This is a genomic window from Metasolibacillus sp. (assembly GCF_025291715.1).
Taxonomy (GTDB): Bacteria; Bacillota; Bacilli; order Bacillales_A; family Planococcaceae; genus Metasolibacillus; species Metasolibacillus louembei.
In genome coordinates this window covers 95,129-115,338 of sequence record NZ_JAMBIZ010000001.1, presented here as the reverse complement: position 1 = coordinate 115,338, position 20,210 = coordinate 95,129, and the positions used below count along the sequence as shown (strand labels likewise).

The following is a 20,210-nucleotide window of genomic DNA, read 5'->3' as shown; positions in this document are numbered from 1 at the left end:
CCCTCCTCTTTATAGTAATAGACGGTTGAGACATTTATTTGTTACAGCCTATTTTTAAACTCTTCTCTTAGGGAATATTTGCGGATTTTACTGAGTTATCTGCGCTTTTCTAGGACTTATCTGCGAATTTTCTGGGTTATCTGCGATTTCTCATGACTTATCTGCGAATTCCCCTAAGATATCTGCGTTTTTCTAGGATTTTATCTACCTAAAGCTCTCTATTAATCGTTTAACTGTTGTTCTATAGCTGATAGTTCTAAAGTTCGGGTTTCCATATATCCTTTGCTCATTTCGTCATCTTCATAAACGTGTACTTCATATGTTAGTAAATTACCTTCTATTGAAAAATCAGTTACTTCCTCCTTAACAGGGAGCTCCAGAATCGGTGTGAGCTCAAGTGTTGTTAAATTTAGGTAATAGAGATTACCTCCACGAGTTACCGTGCCATGAACGAGCCCAATCGTCGTTAAGATTGAGTCATTGTCATACCATGCAATTTTCTTTGCTGTCCATTGAAGACCATGATTAAAATCAATATTCTCCATCGTATTACTATTTAGCTCCTTCAATACAATTGTTCCATGTGCTTCGAATTCTCCAAGCCCTTCAATCATGACTTGTTTTTCACCATTAGGCGATGGAATCCATGCATTTGAATCATCAGGCTCCTTTTCACGTTGCACTCGCTTAAATTCATGCTGAACTTCAATTACAGCAATAAAATTTGCTTTTTTAGTTGGCCATTCGGCTTCGATATTGTAAACATAACGCCCCATTTCATAAGGGATTGAGAAACTATTTAATTTTAGTGGCACATGCTCATCCCAGAGATAAACCGAAATTTTTGGTTCATTCTCAATATGAATAGTAGCTATTTCGTTTGGTTTTGTTGCAATAGAAGGTAGTTGATGAGCATATTCAAACAGAGGAATTCCTTCATTCAATATCAGTTCACTTTTAGTTGTGCCAACTGTGATAGTCCCTTCATCAATTGATTCCTTTGTTTCTCTATTTTCCATTCCAAAACAGCCTGAAAGTATAAGCGTAATAAGTACCATAAACAGCGTTTTTTTCATCTCCTCACATCCTTAAATTTATTTACTCATTCAACCGCCTTCCACTAAAACATCCATTAATCGAAGAAGAAGCTTTAATTTCCAACAGATAAAAACTTTGGAGGCTTTCTCATGACAAAATATTTTCCACTCACTCAAAACATCTCTTTGTCTATGACTTACTTTAATGTTTTTCTAATAGAAATTGACGATAAATGGTGGAATAAGTTACAAATAAATGATAGCTTGTTATGTTAGTTAAAGAAAAAGATGGAATCCCCTCTCGAAGAAAAGCACCGCTAATTGTTATGTACCATACAATCAGCAGTGCTTTTTCTTGTTTCTATTTTAATTGGTATAGCTTCGTATATTTCTCTTTTAAATAATCCGCTAAATATTGCGCATTTAAGCCTTCGCCCGTCGCTTCGTTTAATAGCTCAAATGGCTTTTTCAATGCGCCATATTGATGCACTTTATCTGTTAGCCATTCACGGATTGGAAGTAGCTCGCCTTTGCCGCATAGCTCATCAAAGTTTGGAATATCCTTATCCATTGCATGCTTCCATTGTGCTGCATACATATAGCCTAACGCATATGATGGGAAGTATCCAAACATGCCGCCACTCCAATGCGTATCTTGGAGAACACCTTCTCCATCATTCGCTGGGCGAACACCTAAATATTCTTCATATTTATCGTTCCATACTTTTGGTAAATCCTCTACCTGCAAATCGCCATTGAATAGCTCACGCTCAATTTCATAGCGAATCATAATGTGGAGTGGGTATGTTAATTCATCTGCTTCAATACGAATTAATGAAGGCTCTACAAAATTGATAGCAGCTAGGAACTCCTCTACTGTGACATCACCAAATTGCGCTGGTGAATTTTTTTGTAGCACTTCAAAATTATTTTGCCAAAAAGCAGGATTACGTCCTACAAAATTTTCATAAAATAGCGATTGCGATTCATGGATACCCATTGATGTACCTGTTGCAAGTGGTAAGCCCATTAATTTCGGATCAATATTTTGCTCGTATAGCGCATGACCGCACTCATGAATTGTACCAAATACAGCCGAGCGGAAATCATTTTCATCATATTTCGTTGTTACACGAATATCGCCACTATTTAAGCCAATCATAAACGGGTGTACCGTCTCATCTAAGCGACCTGCGTCAAAATCATAGCCAAGCTTCTCTAAAAGCTCTAGCGAAGCCGCATGCTGTCCCTCTTTCGGGAAATGCTTAAATAGCATAGCTGTGTCTGGTTTGTTTGGTGATGCTTGAATCGCTTTTACTAATGGCACAATGGTTTCACGTAATTGACCAAACACTTTATCTAAAATATCTGTTGTCATATCTGGCTCGTATTTATCAAGCAATGTGTTGTATGGCGAGCCGTTTTTAATGCCCCAATAGTTAATGAATTTCTTTTGATATGCAACGACTTCTTTTAAATATGGTAGGAATAGTGCGAAATCTGATTTTTCCTTCGCCTCTTCCCAGGCATTTTCTGTCTTTGCCTGTAAAATTACATACGCTTTATACTCATCAGCAGGAATTTTTTTCGACTCATCATAGCTTTTTTTTACTTCTTCAAATAAGCGCTTTGTTACAAAATCCAGCTCACCTTGCTTTGCTTCAAGTGCTGCTAGCATTTCACCTAACTCATTTGATGTTTGTAGTGCAAATACTTCTGATGATAGTGTACCGATCACCTCAGCACGTTGCTCTAACCCCTTTTTCGGCGCTCCTGTACGCATATCCCAATAAATAACCGAAATCGCCTCGTGATAGTTTTGCATTTTCTTCACATAATCTACAAATTGTTGTTCGACTGTCATTTGTAAGCCTCCCTTTCCACTCTATTATATTAGTTCAGTATTCGGAATGAAAGCGCTAAATTACAAACAGTAATACTACTAGCAGCACAAAAAATATAGTCATCGACGTCCACAGCCAATTTGCTCGCTTAATCCCTTGTTTCACTTCTAAATATTCCTGAAGTACAATCGTTAACATAATGCCACCGCATAATATACCGGCATGCGTTGTCCCTAAATAGAAGTAGGACACAACAAAAGCCATCATAAAAATAATCGTATAAAGGATTCGCCATGACCAATGCAGGCTTTTTTTATTGCCATAGTCATCACGATTATAGCGATTTTTACTAATAAAGGCCGCATCGATTAGTAAAAGGACAATCAATATCCCCCACAAATACTTTTTCCAATCGGAGGATGTTGCCGTTTCATCAGCAATTTGCTGCAACAGCAATATTAGCTCTGTGCCATTTGTCAGCACATATTTTTTTTGCCCATACACATCGTATAGCTCAAATACACCTGAATGACTGCCAAATTTCAAATAAAGCTGCTTATCATTTTGAAAGGTTAATAGGAGCTGATAAATATTCTCTGGGGACGTTAACTGTCCATCCCATGCCTGTTCAACAACGGTTGATGCTGTGACAATACGCTGAAATTTCGCTAACAGTTGCTTGTCAGTCGTCACTTTTTTATTGACGTACGAGGCTGAATTCAAATTCAAATTGCGCTCAGGTTTATCTGTCAACAGGACAGTTATTTTTGCCAATTCATCTGTTAGTTGTGCCTGTTGCTGCGGCTGTACTGGCTGTCTTATATCCATTAAATAAAATAACAGCAAAATGCAAGCGATTGTCACAAGTGCAAAGCGTGGTGCGAATAATTGCTTGCGCTTGACACGTACCATTAAGCGCTTCTTTTGCTGTAAGCGCGCTTGCTCATCCCACTGTACACGCGTGATTTGCTGTAAGCGGTCATCTAGTTTCATTAGCCTCACCTCCAAGCAGTTTTTGCAATGCCCTCATGCCTCGCTCTCTATGATTACGTACTTGTGCTTCTGTACAATTTAAAATGTCGGCCGTTTCTTTAATGGAGTAGCCTTCAATTTTGCGAAGGACGATGCACTCTCGATAGGCTAATTTGAGCTGACCGAGCGCCGTATATAGCTCTGCATCTGCCGCTTGCTTCAGTAACCATTGTTCTGGTATGTATGTTTCCTCTATGCCGTCATATCGCGCTATAAATGGAATAAATTTAATTAAGCGCTTGCGCCTGTAATAATCGTAAACGGTATTGCGCGCAATCGTCACAAGCCATGTTTTCATTTGGGCATCTCCACGAAAGGTCGTGCTATTTTTTAAGGCTTTGATAAAGGTGTCTTGCGTTAAATCCTCCGCCGTTTCCTTATGTCCAACTAAAAAATAAATAAATTGGAACAGTTCCTTGCTATAAGCATCGTAATATTCATCAAAACGAAGCATGGGTATCCCCCTTCCCTATTTAAATAGACGGACAATAAACGCATTTTACTCACCTTTTTGGCGCAAAATTTGTACAAGCACCTCACTGAGCTCTTCAGGTGTTTCCTGAAAATCGCGCTGTGCCCATTGCAATGCTAACCCAGTAATAGCGTTGGCTTGATAGGCAATGAAATAATCATTGTGAACATGTGCATTTTCCCGTAAATTCAACGTAATCTGCTCAAGTAGCATATAGTAATAGGCTAAAGGTGCATTTTTCGAAAAAACGATGCGATAAAAGTTTTCATATTTTTTTATATGATGGAAAATACGCACCGTTTTCGAATCGAGCTCCTTAATTTTTAATGGTGTTTTTGTCCGCAACGGCTCTAAATAAGCTTCTCGTAAATCAGCAATAATTTGCTCAAAAAAATCCGCGAATAATGCATCGACACTTTCATAATGCAAATAAAATGTCCCTCGATTGATTTGGGCTCTTTGACATAGCACCGATATTTTAATTTTCTCTAGTGGCATCTCCTTTAATAATGCGATAAGTGTTTCATGCAATCGCTCCTTTGTCTTGATAACACGTAAATCCACTGACATTTTTAGCACCCCTATTCAACGTTTTTTCGAAATTTGTTGTTTAATAAACATTCTTGCTTTTATTGCATATTGAAAACGTTATCTACTATCCAGTATAATTTTTATTGAACAGATGTTCAATAAATGACATTTAACTACTTAGGAGGAATTGGCGATGAAATTACAAGGTAAAGTAGCAATCGTAACGGGTGCCGCATCAGGCATGGGCTTGGCTATCGCAGAAAGCTATGCACAGGAAGGCGCAAAAGTAGTTGTTTCAGACTTAAATTTAGCAGGTGCAGAGGAAGTAGTAGCGAAAATTAAAGCGGCTGGTGGCGACGCCTTTGCGATTAGCACAGATGTCACATCAGAAGCGGATTTACAGCATTTATTTGATAAAACGTTAGAAACATACGGACAGCTTGATATTTTAGTAAACAATGCAGGTATTATGGATGGCATGGAGCCTGTCGGTGAAGTAACAAACGACCGCTGGGATAAAGTATTCGCAGTGAATACAACAGCTGTTATGCAATCGATGCGTCTTGCAACAGCTATTTTCTTAAAACAAGGCCATGGGGTGATCGTCAACAATATTTCAGCAGGTGGCTTGTATGGTGCACGTGCTGGTGCAGCTTACACAGCTTCTAAGCATGCGGTTGTTGGTTTAACAAAAAATACAGCCTTTATGTATGCAGATAAAAATATTCGCTGTAACGGCATCGCACCAGGTGGTGTTGCAACAAATATCGCCTCATCCATGACGAGCATTAGCCAAACAGGTATTGCACGTCAGCAGCTCGGCATGGCGATTAATCCGCGCATTGGACAGCCCTCAGAAATCGCAGCACTTGCTGTCTTTTTAGGCTCGGATGATGCAAGCTTTATCAACGGCCAAGTCATCGCAGCAGATGGTGGCTGGACAGCTTATTAAACATGAAAAGAGACCGCCGAATCGCTCGGCGGTCTTTCTATTCACGCTTTATTAGCGCTCACATTGTCAAATTGAATTGCTGTAATATGCACATTTACTTCGCTTGTTTCAATTGCTGTCATATTTAAAATCGCTTGGCGAATGGAAGCTTGAACATCCTTTGCTACCTTTGGAACGGCAAAGCCATATTTCACTGAGCAAAATACATCAATGACGATGCGTCCATCCTCTGACATCGCAGACTTAATCCCTTTTGAATGTACTTTTTTCCCAAACTTCTCTACAACGCCTGACGCAAAATTGCCACGTGTCGCCGCTACCCCTTCAACCTCTGTTGCGGCAATCCCTGCAATGACCTCGATTACCTCAGGAGCCACTTCAATCTGTCCGAGCTCCTCTTTACCTGTTGGCGTTGGTTGTACAAATGATGTTGGTTGTTTTTCAGCCATGTTCAGCCATCCTCTCTTTCTCTCGCATTGCTACTTAACTATAGCCATCTATCACTTTCTTTATTATACTACATTCCTTATGGAAAATGCTTAGCAATTGCATTGGATTTTTTACGAGGCAATTAAAATAACTTTGGAGGCTATTTGATCACTTTTGGCTGTTATTTGAGCGAATTTGGCTTCTATTTGATCACTTTTATGAGTTATTTGATCACTTTTGACTGTTATTTGATCACTTATAGCAAGTTGAATATTTTTAATCTAAAAAACCCGTTAACTAAATAATCTTAGTTAACGGGTTGAGATATTTCTATTTTATTCCCCAAACACTTACTTCGCCTTCTCAGCCACACCCAACACATCATTCTCTTCCAAGAACTTCGTGTTGAATTTCGCTGATTTGAAGACATCGTTGTTCATCAGCGCTTGATGGAATGGGATGGTTGTGTGTACGCCATCTACCATAAACTCGCTTAATGCGCGATTCATTTTAGCGATTGCTTCCTCACGCGTGTCTGCGTGTACGATTAGCTTTGCAACCATTGAATCGTAGTATGGTGGAATTGTGTAGCCTGGATATACCGCTGAGTCTACGCGTACACCGTAGCCGCCTGGTGCTAGGTAGTCTGTTACTTTACCAGCAGATGGCATAAAGTTTTTGTATGCGTTTTCAGCATTGATTCGGCATTCGATTGCCCAGCCATTGATTTTGATATCCTCTTGTTTGAATGGTAGCTTCTCGCCAGAGGCAATTTTTAATTGCTGCTGTACAAGGTCAACACCTGTAATCATTTCTGTCACAGGATGCTCTACTTGGATACGTGTGTTCATTTCCATAAAGTAGAACTTGTCCTCTTGGTAATCGTAAATGAATTCGATTGTACCTGCGCCCTCGTAGTTACATGCTTTCGCTGCTTTTACAGCGGCTTCGCCCATTTCTGCACGACGCTCCTCTGAAAGTGCTGGTGATGGCGCTTCCTCGACAAGCTTTTGCATGCGGCGTTGTACGGTGCAATCGCGCTCACCTAAGTGCACAACATTGCCATGACCGTCTGCTAATACTTGGATTTCACAGTGGCGGAAGTATTCGATAAACTTCTCTAAGTATACGCCTGGGTTACCAAATGCTGCGGCAGCTTCCTTTTGTGTAATTTCAATGCCTTTAACAAGCTCTTCCTCTGTGCGAGCAACACGGATACCTTTACCACCACCGCCAGCAGTTGCTTTAATGATGACAGGGTAGCCGATTTCAGCAGCCCACTTCTTACCTGTTTCGATATCAGGTACGATGCCTGTCCCTGGTACAAGTGGTACATTGGCTTTTTCCATCGTTGAACGTGCTACGTCCTTAATCCCCATAATTTTAATTGAATCTGAAGATGGGCCGATAAATTTAATGCCAGCATTTTCACATGCTTCCGCAAAGTCAGCGTTTTCAGATACAAAGCCATAGCCTGGATGGATGCCATCTGCACCTGTTTTTTGTGCCACGCCTAATAATGCTGGGAAGCTTAAATAAGAATCCTTTGATAAGCGTGGGCCAATGCAATATGCCTCGTCTGCTAGCTTCACATGTAACGCCTCAGCGTCTGCCTCAGAATAAACAGCTACTGTTTCAATACCTAACTCTTTACATGCACGAATGATACGAACCGCGATTTCTCCACGATTGGCAATTAATACTTTTTTCATGAAAAGCACCCCTCTTATTCAGCTTTTACTAGGAATAATGGTTGACCGTATTCCACAAGTTGACCGTCTTTTACAAGAATTTCAACGATTTCACCTTTCACCTCTGCCTCGATTTCGTTGAACAGTTTCATTGCCTCTACGATACAAACAATTGTTTCTTCGCCTACTTTATCTCCCACTTTTACATAAGCTGGAGATTCTGGATTTGGTGCTTGATAGAATGTACCAACCATTGGTGATGTAATTTTGTGTAAATCTGCATCCTCTTGGACAGGTGCTTTTTCAACAGGTGCTACAGCTGCTGGCGCTTCCACTGCTTTTGGTGCCGGCACTGCTTCAACTACTGGCGCTGCTGGTGCTGCCACAACTACCTCGGCTTTCGGTGCAACAACCTCTGTTACATTTCCTTTTTTCTTTAACTTTACTTTTGCTCCGTTTTCCTCATATACAAACTCGTCAATTGATGAAGCATCTACTAGTTTAATAATTTCACGAATCTCTTGAATTTTGAACATGCCAAACTCTCCCTTATTGCTTAATATTATAACTACGATAACTATTTTATAATTTATTAAGCCATTTTGAAATAGTTATTTATAAATTCCAAAGAAATCAGCGTAACACAGCACATCTGAAACAAAAAAACGATATTTTCTGACAATTATTTTTTCACTATAGTAGTTGTAGGACCTCCAAGGACTAACAAATTAAAATGAATTTTCGCAAAATAAATGTGAGGCTTTAGTTCAGGTTGCTTTTGAAAAAAAGCACCTTAGTAAAGACTCACACTATTATTATAAATTCAATAATAATTTGATTGTACGTTTACTGTTACTTGCACGCCTTCGCCTTGCTCAGACATGACTACATAAATAATTTCATTTGCTTCCTCTTTAGACATTTCGTCAGACATAACCGTTACGGCCACTTTCTCATCCTCTACACGTACGAAAGCATCCGAGTAGCCTAGAGATTTAATAAGCATTTCGAGCATTGCCTCGGCAGAGTCGCGCTTAATTAATGCGTTCATTTCATTATATGCTTCATTTTTTTCCTCTGCTGAATATTGATCAGATGCGATTTTTTGCGTATATTGCTCTCTTAGCTGGCTGCGCTCATTTTCTACCTCCATGCGCATTTGCTCAAATAAATAATTTTCAGATTGCACTGCCTTTGTTTCCTCTGGTAAACCTGTTAACGTTGTTTCCTGCATCGTCTCATCTGAGAAAATCGCCATCAAATTGATATTTCGATCATCTTCAAATACATAATACACAGAAATCACTGCCGCTAAGCTAAAGAGTGTCAAAAACCATACTGTTTTACGTTTCACTTTCATTGTCCATCTCCTTTTTTCGCATCGGTACAATCATAATACGGTGTACAGGAATCTCCATGACACGACTAACAACTTGTACGAGTTCTCGTTGTACAGTCGGCTCCACCGCACCTTCACTGACAATTAAAATGCCTGTTACGCGCCCTTCCTTTGCGCGAAAATAATCACTTAATATCGCCTCACCTTGCTGTTCATAATGCACATATACTTTTACTTGTCCTACACCAGCCATTTCTTGAAGTGTTTGTTCAAGCTGAGAGCTGCCAGCTTGTTCATCTGTTGCAGGTGTCTTCTGATTCATCACAAGAAAAATAACAACTAAAATAATCGGTATAACGAGTAATGGTAGATTTAATCGCTTCTCCACATACTTCAACTTACCCCCTTTAGTTACTTACGCCTCTACTTTAGATTTGTTAAAAAATCTATGACATCCACAAGGGGCTAATAGCTCCCTAGGGGAAAATTACCACATTATATGATAGGCTTTTTCTTTATATGCGCAGGAAATTGACAATGTAGCTGTAAAAGCAAAGGAACAATGCTAAGCGAATATAGACGATAAATCTTGGCTCATCTGCAATAAGTAGCAGGCATTGTCCAACTAAAACGAGTGCAAGTATCATCATCATAAATTTTTCCCCACCCCTAATTGCATAATGACAAACAGTAATAGCCAAATAAAAATAAAGGTAATGGCAAGCAATATTGCAATGGCGCATAACACAAATAATGTGTTGCCAATATCATCAATAAAGCCGCTAATATTTGCGCTCGTAAATGGCTCGCTTATCGCCGCTAAAAATTTGCAGCTAAACGCATATAAAAGCAGCGTTCCTGCCGGATAAAAGGAGGCGATAGAAAAAGAGCTAACAAGCGTAAAGCCCGTAATCGTCGTTGCGGTACCTTGAAACTTTTGAAACATCGAAAAGCCTTGTACAACAATGGAGCCGACTAATGGAATTGCCTGCTCTACCACCTTTTTTAATGGCGTCGTAACAGAAGAATCCACTGCAAAAAAGGCGACACCTGAAATCGTTAAAATAAGTGAAAGCGCTAAAGAGGACGCTGCAATCAAGCTCATGGACGTCATACGTAGTAAATCTGCTAGTTTTTTAAAGGAAATTCCTTGCACAAAACGGCTGCAAAAATCGAAGAGTAATGCAGCAAGCAGTGCTGGAATCATAATTTTATTTGTTATATGCATCAAAAGCTGCAATAAAAACAAGACGAGCGGGCTCCATGCGACAAATGCTAAAATGGATTGAAGGACAATCATAGCGGATGTAAGAATTGGAATAAGTGCTAAAAAAAATGCGGATAAAATTTCAGCGAACTCTCGCATGACGCGAAATGCCTCAACGACAAGCTCTCCTAATGTGAGTGCAAGCAATAAAATAAAGAGTGGTTCTAGCCATGCTTTTGCGGTTGGTACAAATGCTTCAATGAGTAAAAAGACAAGCGTGTAAAGGGCTACAACTGAAATGAGTAAAATAACATTAGAGATTGGTTCACGAAAGATATTGATAAGCGTGTCCATCTATTACACCCTTTTGAGCAATGCCGACAACGTTTGTAATGCCGGCTCAAGCTCTGTCATCCAGTAGGTCACAAGCGCGATACGTACAGCTATACGCATCACCTCCCCTAATGCTTCATATTCATGCTCTGCTAACAATGTAAACATAAACTCACTTAATAGAAATACAATGGCCGTATAGAGCAATGGACGTGCATAGGGCACGTGCTGAACAATCGGAATAAAATGACGAGCCCACGGAATGATAGATTGTACAAAAACAAATTGCAGAAAAATAAATGTGAAAATAATTGTAAATAAAGGGTGTAATGAAGGCATTGCCTGTTTCATCAATTGCAGTAGCAGCAGCAAAATTACAACAGCGAATATCGTTGTCATCGTCACCCCGAGGAAGTAAGCCATTGAAAGAAAATTAAAATCTCGTTAAAAAACAAACGCAAAAAACGAATAAGCTCTGCTGTCATATACAAATAAGCAACGAAAAATAAAAAAAACGAAAACTCCTTTTTCCCAGTTTGCTCAAAAAAGATATGCAGCAAGGCAATCACAAGTCCCACTCCTGCAACGCGTAGTACATCCTGAAGCTCCAAAGCCTAGCCTCCTTACGTACCGCATTATATGTAGTATGGGTGTGAGGTAGAACTTTTCTTGTGAAACAATCTAGCGTACAAAACTAGAGAATCGCCTAGTCAATGTAAAGCAGAGGCATCTCCTATATTATTAGCGGAGGCTTCCCTTTGCTTGATTATGAGATGTACGAGGTGTTAGGATAAGAGCATCATGCAAAGTTAAACCCCGAATATATTTACTATTCGAGGCTCAGTTTCATTTTATGAAAGGAATCTTTATATGCGCATATTACTAGAGCTAATCAGAGTCATCGTCATTTTTGTACTATTTGGTGTAATCTCTAGCTACTTACTAAATAAATTTTATTTATCTTTGAACTTATCTTTAAGCAATATAGGAAATATATGTGTCAGTGTTAGTTTACTTATATTGCTATTTATTTTATACAGAAATAAATGGCAGTTCTCAGGCTTTTATCAAGGTGCGCAGAGCAGAAAATTATCACGAATCGTCAATAGATTGTTGATTTGTAGCATAATCGTCCTCTTCATCGTTGCACCGTTTATCTAACCTCTGCTAGCAATGCCTCTACAATCTCCGCAACCGGTGCTTCCTTCGCTAAATGCCCGTTAGCACCCATCCATAGCGATAAAAATTCTGGACGTCCCTGAGCTGTGCTTTCCTTGCGAATCGCCGTTGTTAAATGGTGCTGTAATGGGTACGGTGCAACGACCGCATCCTTTAAGCGTTCTGTGAAATCATTTTTCAATCCGCGTGCATATTTACCAGTGAACGCCTTTGTTAGCGTTGTCTCATCATTTTCAGATTGCAAAATAGCCTGCTTATACGTCGCTGATGCACCGCTTTCCTCTGCAACTAAAAAGGCTGTTCCTATTTGTGCTGCAACTGCACCTTGCGCTAGCACTTCCTTTACATGATGCGCTGTTGCAATGCCACCTGCCGCAATAACGGGGATTTGCACTTGGCCAATGACCTGTGCTAATAAATCCTGTAAGCTGATAAATGTTAAAGGCTCTGTAAATGTACCGCGATGTCCACCCGCCTCGCTACCTTGGAGTACCACTGCATCAAGCCCAGCTGCTTCCACCGCCTTTGCCTCCTCTAGCGTTGTCGCTGTACCAATCATATAAATACCTGCTGCCTTTAAACGCTGAATATCAGTTGCGGCTGGTAATCCAAATGTAAACGAGCAAATAGGTACATTTTCATCGATAACTACCTGTAGCTGCGCAGAATACACATCGTTTGAAATAACTGTTTGTACTGGTGGAATATTTAATTCATCGTAAATAGGCTGCAAGGCTACACGAGCCTCCTGCAAAACGAATACATCAATTTTCGGCTCCTCCTGCACAAATAAATTGACAGAGAAGGGTTTGTCCGTTCCTTGTTTTACCGCTTGAATAAATGCTCGTGTTTCCTCGCCATTTAAATAGCCTGCACCAATCGAACCTAAAATACCTGCCTCACAGCTTGCAATAACAAGCTGTGGTGTTGTAACACCTGCCATCGGTGCTTGAATAATTGGTTTTTGAATTTGCTGTAACATTTATTACCACTCCTTTCCTCTATTGTAATACTTTCAGTCAATCGTTACTATCAAAAAAAGCTGGCTTGTAAGCTTAATGCCTACAAACCAGCCCGCCATTTTACGCACGTGAAACGTAAGAGCCTTCTGATGTGTTAATAATTAATTTGTCGCCTTGGTTGACGAAGAATGGTACGTTAACCATTAAGCCTGTTTCCATTTTCGCTGGCTTTGAACCACCTGAAGCTGTATCGCCCTTAATACCTGGCTCTGTTTCAGCAACTTCTAACACAACTGTGTTTGGTAATTCAATTCCTAGCATTTCACCTTGGTATGATTGAATGTGAACTTCCATATTTTCTAATAAATATAGTAATTCTTCTTCAATTTGCGCTGCTGCTAATGTTGTTTGGTCATATGATTCCATATCCATAAATACATGCTCATCACCTTGTGCATATAAGTATTGCATTTTACGGTTATCAATCATCGCTTTTTCTACTTTTTCACCTGCACGGAATGTTTTTTCGTTTACATTACCGTTACGCAGATTACGTAATTTCGAACGCACAAAGGCCGCACCTTTACCTGGCTTTACGTGTTGGAAATCCAAAACACGGTATAATTGGCCATCAACAATAATTGTTAAGCCTGTGCGAAAATCGTTTACTGAAATCATCTTTATTTTCCTCCAAATTATAAAATAATTAAATCTTTTGTAGAATGAGTTAATTTTTCATTGCCTGTTGCTGTAATTAGTATATCATCCTCGATACGTACACCGCCGATGCCTGGTAAATAAACACCTGGCTCAATTGTTACAGCCATGCCTGGCTCTAACACTGTTTCTGAGCGGAATGATAGCCCTGGTCCTTCATGCACCTCTAAGCCAATGCCGTGCCCTGTTGAGTGACCAAATGCCTCACCATAGCCTTTTGATTTTAAATAATCACGTGCTACTGCATCTGCCTCGATACCTGTCATCCCAGGACCTACTTTTTCTAAAGCTAGCAGCTGAGATTCCAATACGACATTGTACATCTCAACTAGCTTATCTGAAGGCTGTCCTACAGCAATCGTGCGTGTAATATCTGAAATATAACCATTGTATAGTGCACCGAAGTCAAGTGTGACAAAATCGCCCTTTTCAATGACTTTATGTGTTGCAACACCATGTGGTAACGCTGAGCGCACACCGCTTGCTACGATAATATCAAATGACGAGCTTGTCGCACCTTGCTTACGCATGAAAAATTCAAGCTCATTCGACACCTCAAGCTCTGTTTTACCAGGCTCGATAAAGCCTAAAATATGTGTAAATGCTTGATCCGCAATTTCACATGCAGCCTTAATAATATTAATCTCTTGTTCTGTCTTAATCAAGCGAATTTTTTCAATTAACCCTGCTGTTGGAGCAAACTCAGCTTTCACTGCATTTTTATAAAGCGTATATGTGCCATATGTTAGCGCATCCTTCTCAAAGCCAAGCGTCTGTACGCCCATTAATGCAACTTGCTGTGCTACCTCTTCTACGATTAAGCCTTCATGCTGCACAATGCGGAAGTCCTTCACTTGCTCTGCCGCTTGCTCTGTATAGCGGAAATCTGTAATAAACACCGCATCATCCTTCGATACGATCGCAACACCTGCAGTACCAGTGAAGCCTGTCATATAACGACGGTTATAGTCGTTAGTAATAAGTAGTGCATCGATTTTCTCATCGATTAATGCTTGACGTAATTTTGCTAATTTCATGTTGTTCATTCCCCTTTTTCTTGTTGTAAAAATTTACGCACAGCTAAATCATAGCCGATTGTACCGAGACCGCAAATTTGTCCGACACATTCTGCTGCTAGCATTGAATGGTGGCGGAACGGCTCTCGCTTATGGATGTTTGAAATATGTACTTCAATGACAGGGACTGTAACAGAAGCAATTGCATCGCGTAAAGCAACACTTGTATGCGTATAAGCACCTGGATTGAAAACAATACCTACCATTCGACGGTCCTCCGCCTCATGAATCCAATCAATGAGTTGTCCTTCATGATTCGATTGACGAAAGTCAATTTCACTTTGAAAGCTTGCCGCAAGCTGCTGCAATCTTGCTTCAATATCTGCAAGTGTTTCCGTTCCATAAATTTCTGGCTCACGCTTGCCAAGTCGATTTAAATTTGGTCCATTTAATACGAGCAACTCCATTATCTATCACCCCTCCTTTTATTTTATCATAGTGTTTTTATACATCAACTTATTTCGATGTGCGAATTTCCTGTTATAATAATGATATTGTGCTGTGTCAATAACAAAACGGCACATAGCAATCGTCACAACGATAAACGGAATCGATAACTTTTTAAAGGATGCCCCCTCTGCTGGCAAATCATAAATCAACCACTCTGCTAAAAAGGCACATGCAATCCCTATCACGAAGGATGTAAAAAATGAAGGAACACGCCAAGCATATTGCAGCAAAATATATAATAGTAGGAACAAAATAAAGAAAACGAGCCCAAGCAATAGCCAGCCTGTAAACGCTGTAATTGGCAGCTCCCATTTCTTCACAAACCCTATTGGATGCCAAGAAATAAACGAAAAGTAATGCAAAAACTTCAAAATGCACGAAAAGCCAATTGCACTCACAGCACTTGTAATGATAGCTAACGACATAAAAATCCCTCCTCTCGCACTATTTTCGCCAAAATATACAAGCGGTATGCATTTTCGTAGTTCTTTTCGAAAAAATTTAGTACAATAATTTAGAAACTATTTAAGAGAGTGGTGTACATAGTGAGCAATGAAGTACCCGTATACGGTGGACAGGCGCTATTAGAGGGCGTTATGTTTGCTGGAAAAGAGCATATGGTCACAGCGATTCGTCGCAATGACAATTCAATTGATTATTTTCATGTAGAAAAAAAGAAAAAGCCTTTATACCAAAAATTAAAGAAAATTCCGTTCGTAAGAGGTGTTGTCGCCTTAATTGAATCAGCAGGCTTTGGCTCACGCCATTTACAATTTGCGAGCGAGCGCTATGATGTAACGCCCGGTGAGGAAGAGGAAAATGCTGAGGAGCCATCCAAGCTGCAAATGATTTTAGGCGTAGCCGTTGTCGGAGTGCTTTCCTTCTTATTTGGAAAATTTGTCTTTACACTTGTCCCAGTGTTTTTAGCTGACTTATTTTCCGCATGGATTCCAAATAAAACAGGGCAAATCTTTTTAGAGACAGCCTTCAAGCTCATTTTACTATTGAGCTACTTACAACTAATTGCCATGACACCTATTATTAAACGTGTCTTTCAATACCACGGAGCAGAGCATAAAGTCATTAATTGCTATGAGGCAGGTCTTGAGCTCACAGTTGACAACGTACAAAAGCAATCGCGCTTGCATTATCGCTGCGGCTCTAGCTTTATTTTATTTACAGTCATTGTTGGCATGTTCGTGTACTTCTTCGTGCCAACTGATCCATTATGGCTACGTGTCGTCAACCGCATTTTATTGATTCCAGTTGTACTTGGTATTTCCTTCGAGGTGCTACAAGCAACAAATGCTTTGCGCAATGTGCCTGTACTACGCTTTTTAGGCTATCCTGGTCTTTGGCTACAGCTTTTAACAACAAAAGAGCCAAAAAATGAACAAGTGGAAGTAGCGATTGCTTCATTCAAAAAGCTTCATGAAGTAGAACAACATCCAGAGGTGGCTGCAACATTGCACCACGATTAAAAAAAGGAGCTTGTCCCAAAAAGACAAGCTCCTTTTTTTGAGTGCAATTGTACCTTGCGTGCGAATCATCAAAATAAAAATCAAAAATCTTCCTATGTACGCTCCATCTTTTTCAGCATACGCCGCTTAAAATAGGCGGGCTTCAATTCCGCAATTAAAATCGCTAGCATAATCATCACAGCACCTATTGTCATTTTCAACGTCAGTACCTCATGCAAAAATAAAATCGCAAATAATGTACCAAACAGTGCCTCTGTCGATAAAATAATCGCCGCCTTCGTTGCCGTCGTATATTTATGTGCCACATTTTGTAAAACATAAGCAAGCGTCGTCGAGAACACCGCTAAATAAATAATCGCATACATCCCCTCTTTAGCGATAGTTGTAGGAATATCTCCTTGTATTATGACAACAAGTGTCCCAATAACGGCAGCTGTCACAAACTGCACAATAGTTAAAGTAAGTGCATCCTCTTTTTGTACAAAATAATTGGTATAAAAAATATCGAAGGCAAAGCCAACAGCACATATTAATGTTAATATATCACCGATGTTCATCTTGAAGGAGCCTTGCAATGACAGCAACCCAATCCCAATTAATGCGAGAATGGAGCCAAGCATTTCATAGCCATCAATTTTTCGCTTATAAAAGATAAAGGCAATCAATGGCACAATGACGACATTGACAGCCGTAATAAAGGCATTTTTGGACGCAGTCGTATACTCTAGCCCAACCGTTTGAAAAGCAAAGGCAATATATAAAATGGTTCCTAATATAGCACCCTTCCAAACAACAGACCACCGTAGCCCTTTTAACCGATAACCAAATAGTATTAATAAAATAATCGCCGCTAATAGAAAACGTCCAGCCATCACTTGATAGGCTGTTAAATATTTTAATGCGATAGCTACAACAACGAAGCCACTGCCCCAAACGATTGCCGTTATGAGCATCATCGCATCTCCCATATACTTTTTCACTTCAGTTCCTCCTCACCGCTTCATCATAGCAGAAAAAGAAGAATAAACTGCGCTTTTTCTACAAATTAAGTAAATTTTTCGATAATTCATTGAAAATCTTTATGCATCATAATGCCAGTCTGGTGTCATTGCCCAAATGGCCTCCTTGATTCCAGCACAGTCGTAAATTTCGTACCTTTCTCTAAAATCGGTAATATTCATATAGGCATGAAGTTTATATTTTTTCTGATGCTTTACAAATATTCCATAACGCAAGCCATCACTTACTATCAACCTATTACAGTTCTCTTTATCTTTAGCATAATTATAGGCTTGTGAATAGGCCATCAAACAGGACTTGCCTTTACGTTTCGCTTCTACTACTGCAATGAGATTTTGATCCTCACGTGGTAAACGGTTGAAAATGGCTATATCAACATTCTTCCATTCAACCGCCATTTTTTGTGGCGTCCATCCCAATGCTCTAAGCAAAGGTATTATAAGATAGCTTTCCGTTTCAAATTCAGAGACATAATCAACTGATTTGTACCATTTAGCAATCATTTGTAAATCATCAATCGCTGACACAAGCCTTTCTATAGAGTTACTTGATGTTCCTTTTGCATATAGAAACTCTGCAATCTCTTCAATTTTGACTTTTTTTGAATCGACTGCCGGCAGATCCTTGACCTCATATTTTTTTGTGAAATCCAAATGAAGGCTATCAATCCATTGAAGAACCTTTGGGCTATCAAGCAACAAGGTTGTCCCTTGCTTTAACACATTTGCTTTAAAATCCTTCGGCAGATACTGCCCTTCACTATCTTTAGGCGCAACCCATAGCCATTTGACCCGTCGAACATGCTGAATGCTCCAGCCATCTACATCACCAAACAAGTCGCTCCACTGATAATCACCTACAACGATTCCGACAGCATATATTTTTTGTAAGCCAATTTTTAATGCTACAATATCACCGCTTTTCATAGTAAAAGCAAATCTTTTTCTATCAGCTATCGCTATTTTTGAAATACCATCATCATGCAAAATTTGAATCGTTTCGTCATTTAATGGTCCAGCATACCCAGGACCATTGAGGATAACTTCAAACTTTATACAAATATCTATATAATCTCTTTCTCCATCGCCACCCCCTTGCTGCCAAAAAACTCTTTTTCCTTGAGGTATCGTTTTGTCATCTGATTTAATTTTTCCATTTATATCATTGTTTAATATATCCATTTTCAACACCGCCCTAAATACTTATATACAAAAAGGAGGCAAATGCCCCCTTACTTTATTAACATGCTATAAATAAAAATGCCAACAAACGCTACCATTATCGCAAAAGCTTGGACAAACGAAATGATATGATGGCGCAAATAAGCATCATATTTCTTCTCTAAAATGCCGCGCACCACTAAAATCACGATAAAGCCAAGCGGTACAAAGGCAACAGACCAAAGCTCAAGCTTTGGCGTAAAAAACACGATACATAGCACGGCAGCTATAATAACGGCTATTTCAAATGGTAGCTGCCATTTAGTTTTATATTGATAAAACATCGTCCCATCTACGCGAACATAGCCCACTTTTCGCTTTAATATAGGAATGAAAAGCCATTGATATAGTACAACAATGATAAAAATCGCTAAATACTCCATTATTTCCTTAAATTCCATTCATCATTTGCATATTTTTTCGCTTCTAGCTCTTTAACATAGACTAGCTGCTGCTCTGTTAATGTGTATGGCACAAGCTCAATATGTAACGCCTTTTCAAAGCCCGTTTTAAATGCCTCCACACATTGTGGTATGGTAAATGGTGTCTCTACAAATTGGTTCATCGCTACCGCTTTTTCAGGCAGTTTATCACGCATTTTTTGCTTCGCTTCCTCAGATGAGAATCTAAAGACAGACAATAGCTTTTCTGCATCTAAATCTAGCAAAATCGCACCATGCTGCAAAATCACGCCCTTTTGACGCGTTTGCGCACTACCTGCTACCTTTTTCCCCTCTACCACTAACTCATACCAGCTTGGTGCATCAAAGCATACAGCACTTTTTGGTTTTTTTAAATCTGCCTGCTTTTCCTCTGTATCTGGTACGCTAAAGTATGCGTCCAATCCTAAGTTTTGGAAGCCTAACAAAATACCCTCACTCAATACACGATAAGCTTCTGTTACCGTTTTCGGCATATTCGGGTACTCTTCTGTCACTATAATTGAATATGTCAGCTCTTGGTCATGCAATACTGCACGTCCACCTGTAGGTCGACGAACAAAGCCCAACCCCTGTTGCTTCACTGCCTCTAAATCAATATCGCGCGCTGCCTGCTGAAAATAACCAATTGACAATGTAGCTGGATTCCATTCGTAAAAGCGAATCACTGGTGGAATACTCCCGTCGCTATGCCAATCAAGTAATGCCTCATCCAATGCCATATTAAACGATGCTGAACAAGGTCCTGAATTAATAAAATACCACTTTTCCACTGCTGTCATCTCCTTGACGAAACTT

25 protein-coding genes are annotated in these 20,210 nt (G+C 39.7%); 2 read left to right on the top strand and 23 right to left on the bottom strand.

What is annotated here, in order from left to right; all coding sequences use genetic code 11:
* Positions 1-221: 221 nt before the first annotated feature.
* The 5 genes from M3Z76_RS00670 to M3Z76_RS00650 all read right to left on the bottom strand — a co-directional run bounded on the left by M3Z76_RS00670 (position 222) and on the right by M3Z76_RS00650 (position 4,955).
* Entirely contained in the window at positions 222-1,076 is an 855-nt protein-coding gene (locus tag M3Z76_RS00670; protein WP_293920063.1) for a DUF4652 domain-containing protein, read from the bottom strand.
* A 322-nt stretch (positions 1,077-1,398) separates the two neighbouring features.
* Positions 1,399-2,901, bottom strand: a complete 1,503-nt coding sequence (locus tag M3Z76_RS00665; RefSeq protein ID WP_293920064.1) for a carboxypeptidase M32 — start codon at positions 2,899-2,901, stop codon at positions 1,399-1,401.
* A gap of 55 nt (positions 2,902-2,956) precedes the next feature.
* Entirely contained in the window at positions 2,957-3,874 is a 918-nt protein-coding gene (locus M3Z76_RS00660) for a hypothetical protein (protein WP_293920065.1), read from the bottom strand.
* Positions 3,861-4,367, bottom strand: coding sequence for an RNA polymerase sigma factor (locus M3Z76_RS00655; protein ID WP_293920066.1), 507 nt, complete (start codon positions 4,365-4,367; stop codon positions 3,861-3,863). Before M3Z76_RS00655 ends, M3Z76_RS00660 begins: the two co-directional genes overlap by 14 nt.
* A 45-nt stretch (positions 4,368-4,412) precedes the next feature.
* Complete coding sequence (locus tag M3Z76_RS00650; RefSeq protein ID WP_293920067.1) at positions 4,413-4,955, bottom strand: TetR/AcrR family transcriptional regulator; 543 nt, start codon at positions 4,953-4,955, stop codon at positions 4,413-4,415.
* 154 nt (positions 4,956-5,109) lie between these two features.
* Between M3Z76_RS00650 and M3Z76_RS00645 the strand changes: the two genes are divergently transcribed.
* A complete protein-coding gene (locus tag M3Z76_RS00645; RefSeq protein ID WP_293920068.1) occupies positions 5,110-5,868 on the top strand; it encodes an SDR family oxidoreductase in 759 nt (252 codons plus the stop codon).
* Positions 5,869-5,909: 41 nt separating this feature from the next.
* Here M3Z76_RS00645 and M3Z76_RS00640 read toward each other — a convergent pair whose 3' ends face one another.
* From M3Z76_RS00640 to M3Z76_RS00575, 14 genes are all read right to left on the bottom strand, one after another.
* Entirely contained in the window at positions 5,910-6,317 is a 408-nt protein-coding gene (locus tag M3Z76_RS00640; RefSeq protein WP_293920069.1) for an Asp23/Gls24 family envelope stress response protein, read from the bottom strand.
* Positions 6,318-6,647: 330 nt separating this feature from the next.
* Complete coding sequence (accC, locus tag M3Z76_RS00635; protein ID WP_293920070.1) at positions 6,648-8,009, bottom strand: acetyl-CoA carboxylase biotin carboxylase subunit; 1,362 nt, start codon at positions 8,007-8,009, stop codon at positions 6,648-6,650.
* Between the two features lie 14 nt (positions 8,010-8,023).
* Positions 8,024-8,524: an acetyl-CoA carboxylase biotin carboxyl carrier protein gene (accB, locus tag M3Z76_RS00630; protein ID WP_293920071.1), complete on the bottom strand. Its 501-nt coding sequence runs from the start codon at positions 8,522-8,524 to the stop codon at positions 8,024-8,026.
* Between the two features lie 287 nt (positions 8,525-8,811).
* Positions 8,812-9,348, bottom strand: coding sequence for a SpoIIIAH-like family protein (locus M3Z76_RS00625; protein WP_293920072.1), 537 nt, complete (start codon positions 9,346-9,348; stop codon positions 8,812-8,814).
* Positions 9,332-9,715: a hypothetical protein gene (locus M3Z76_RS00620; protein ID WP_293920073.1), complete on the bottom strand. Its 384-nt coding sequence runs from the start codon at positions 9,713-9,715 to the stop codon at positions 9,332-9,334. The genes M3Z76_RS00625 and M3Z76_RS00620 overlap by 17 nt, the downstream gene beginning before the upstream one ends.
* Before the next feature lie 127 nt (positions 9,716-9,842).
* Positions 9,843-9,980 (bottom strand): hypothetical protein, encoded by a 138-nt coding sequence (locus tag M3Z76_RS00615; protein ID WP_293920074.1) that lies wholly within the window; start codon positions 9,978-9,980, stop codon positions 9,843-9,845.
* Positions 9,977-10,888, bottom strand: a complete 912-nt coding sequence (locus tag M3Z76_RS00610; protein ID WP_293920075.1) for a stage III sporulation protein AE — start codon at positions 10,886-10,888, stop codon at positions 9,977-9,979. The genes M3Z76_RS00615 and M3Z76_RS00610 overlap by 4 nt, the downstream gene beginning before the upstream one ends.
* Before the next feature lie 3 nt (positions 10,889-10,891).
* The gene (locus tag M3Z76_RS00605) at positions 10,892-11,266 is read right to left on the bottom strand and encodes a pyruvate formate-lyase (protein WP_293920076.1); all 375 of its coding nucleotides are present in this window, start codon (positions 11,264-11,266) and stop codon (positions 10,892-10,894) included.
* A 2-nt stretch (positions 11,267-11,268) separates the two neighbouring features.
* Positions 11,269-11,478, bottom strand: coding sequence for a stage III sporulation protein AC (locus M3Z76_RS00600; protein WP_293920077.1), 210 nt, complete (start codon positions 11,476-11,478; stop codon positions 11,269-11,271).
* A gap of 542 nt (positions 11,479-12,020) precedes the next feature.
* Positions 12,021-13,028, bottom strand: coding sequence for an NAD(P)H-dependent flavin oxidoreductase (locus M3Z76_RS00595; protein ID WP_293920078.1), 1,008 nt, complete (start codon positions 13,026-13,028; stop codon positions 12,021-12,023).
* Positions 13,029-13,128: 100 nt separating this feature from the next.
* On the bottom strand, positions 13,129-13,686 hold the full coding sequence (gene efp, locus M3Z76_RS00590; protein WP_293920079.1) for an elongation factor P: 558 nt from the start codon (positions 13,684-13,686) through the stop codon (positions 13,129-13,131).
* Between the two features lie 17 nt (positions 13,687-13,703).
* A complete protein-coding gene (locus M3Z76_RS00585; protein WP_293920080.1) occupies positions 13,704-14,762 on the bottom strand; it encodes a M24 family metallopeptidase in 1,059 nt (352 codons plus the stop codon).
* A gap of 5 nt (positions 14,763-14,767) precedes the next feature.
* Positions 14,768-15,208 (bottom strand): type II 3-dehydroquinate dehydratase, encoded by a 441-nt coding sequence (gene aroQ / locus M3Z76_RS00580; protein ID WP_293920082.1) that lies wholly within the window; start codon positions 15,206-15,208, stop codon positions 14,768-14,770.
* 18 nt (positions 15,209-15,226) lie between these two features.
* Positions 15,227-15,676 carry a hypothetical protein gene (locus M3Z76_RS00575; RefSeq protein ID WP_293920083.1) on the bottom strand — a complete coding sequence of 150 codons (450 nt, stop codon included), beginning with the start codon at positions 15,674-15,676 and terminating at the stop codon, positions 15,227-15,229.
* 171 nt (positions 15,677-15,847) lie between these two features.
* On the opposite strand from M3Z76_RS00575, the gene M3Z76_RS00570 reads away from it, so the two are divergent.
* Entirely contained in the window at positions 15,848-16,732 is an 885-nt protein-coding gene (locus tag M3Z76_RS00570; RefSeq protein ID WP_406601111.1) for a DUF1385 domain-containing protein, read from the top strand.
* A 92-nt stretch (positions 16,733-16,824) separates the two neighbouring features.
* On the opposite strand, the gene M3Z76_RS00565 is transcribed toward M3Z76_RS00570, so the two are convergent.
* The 4 genes from M3Z76_RS00565 to M3Z76_RS00550 all read right to left on the bottom strand — a co-directional run bounded on the left by M3Z76_RS00565 (position 16,825) and on the right by M3Z76_RS00550 (position 20,194).
* Positions 16,825-17,712, bottom strand: a complete 888-nt coding sequence (locus M3Z76_RS00565; RefSeq protein WP_293920085.1) for a DMT family transporter — start codon at positions 17,710-17,712, stop codon at positions 16,825-16,827.
* Positions 17,713-17,811: 99 nt separating this feature from the next.
* A complete protein-coding gene (locus M3Z76_RS00560; protein WP_293920086.1) occupies positions 17,812-18,933 on the bottom strand; it encodes a hypothetical protein in 1,122 nt (373 codons plus the stop codon).
* Between the two features lie 50 nt (positions 18,934-18,983).
* Positions 18,984-19,373, bottom strand: a complete 390-nt coding sequence (locus M3Z76_RS00555) for a DUF4181 domain-containing protein (RefSeq protein WP_295655612.1) — start codon at positions 19,371-19,373, stop codon at positions 18,984-18,986.
* Positions 19,355-20,194 (bottom strand): lipoate--protein ligase family protein, encoded by an 840-nt coding sequence (locus M3Z76_RS00550; protein ID WP_483310132.1) that lies wholly within the window; start codon positions 20,192-20,194, stop codon positions 19,355-19,357. The genes M3Z76_RS00555 and M3Z76_RS00550 overlap by 19 nt, the downstream gene beginning before the upstream one ends.
* Positions 20,195-20,210 lie beyond the last annotated feature (16 nt).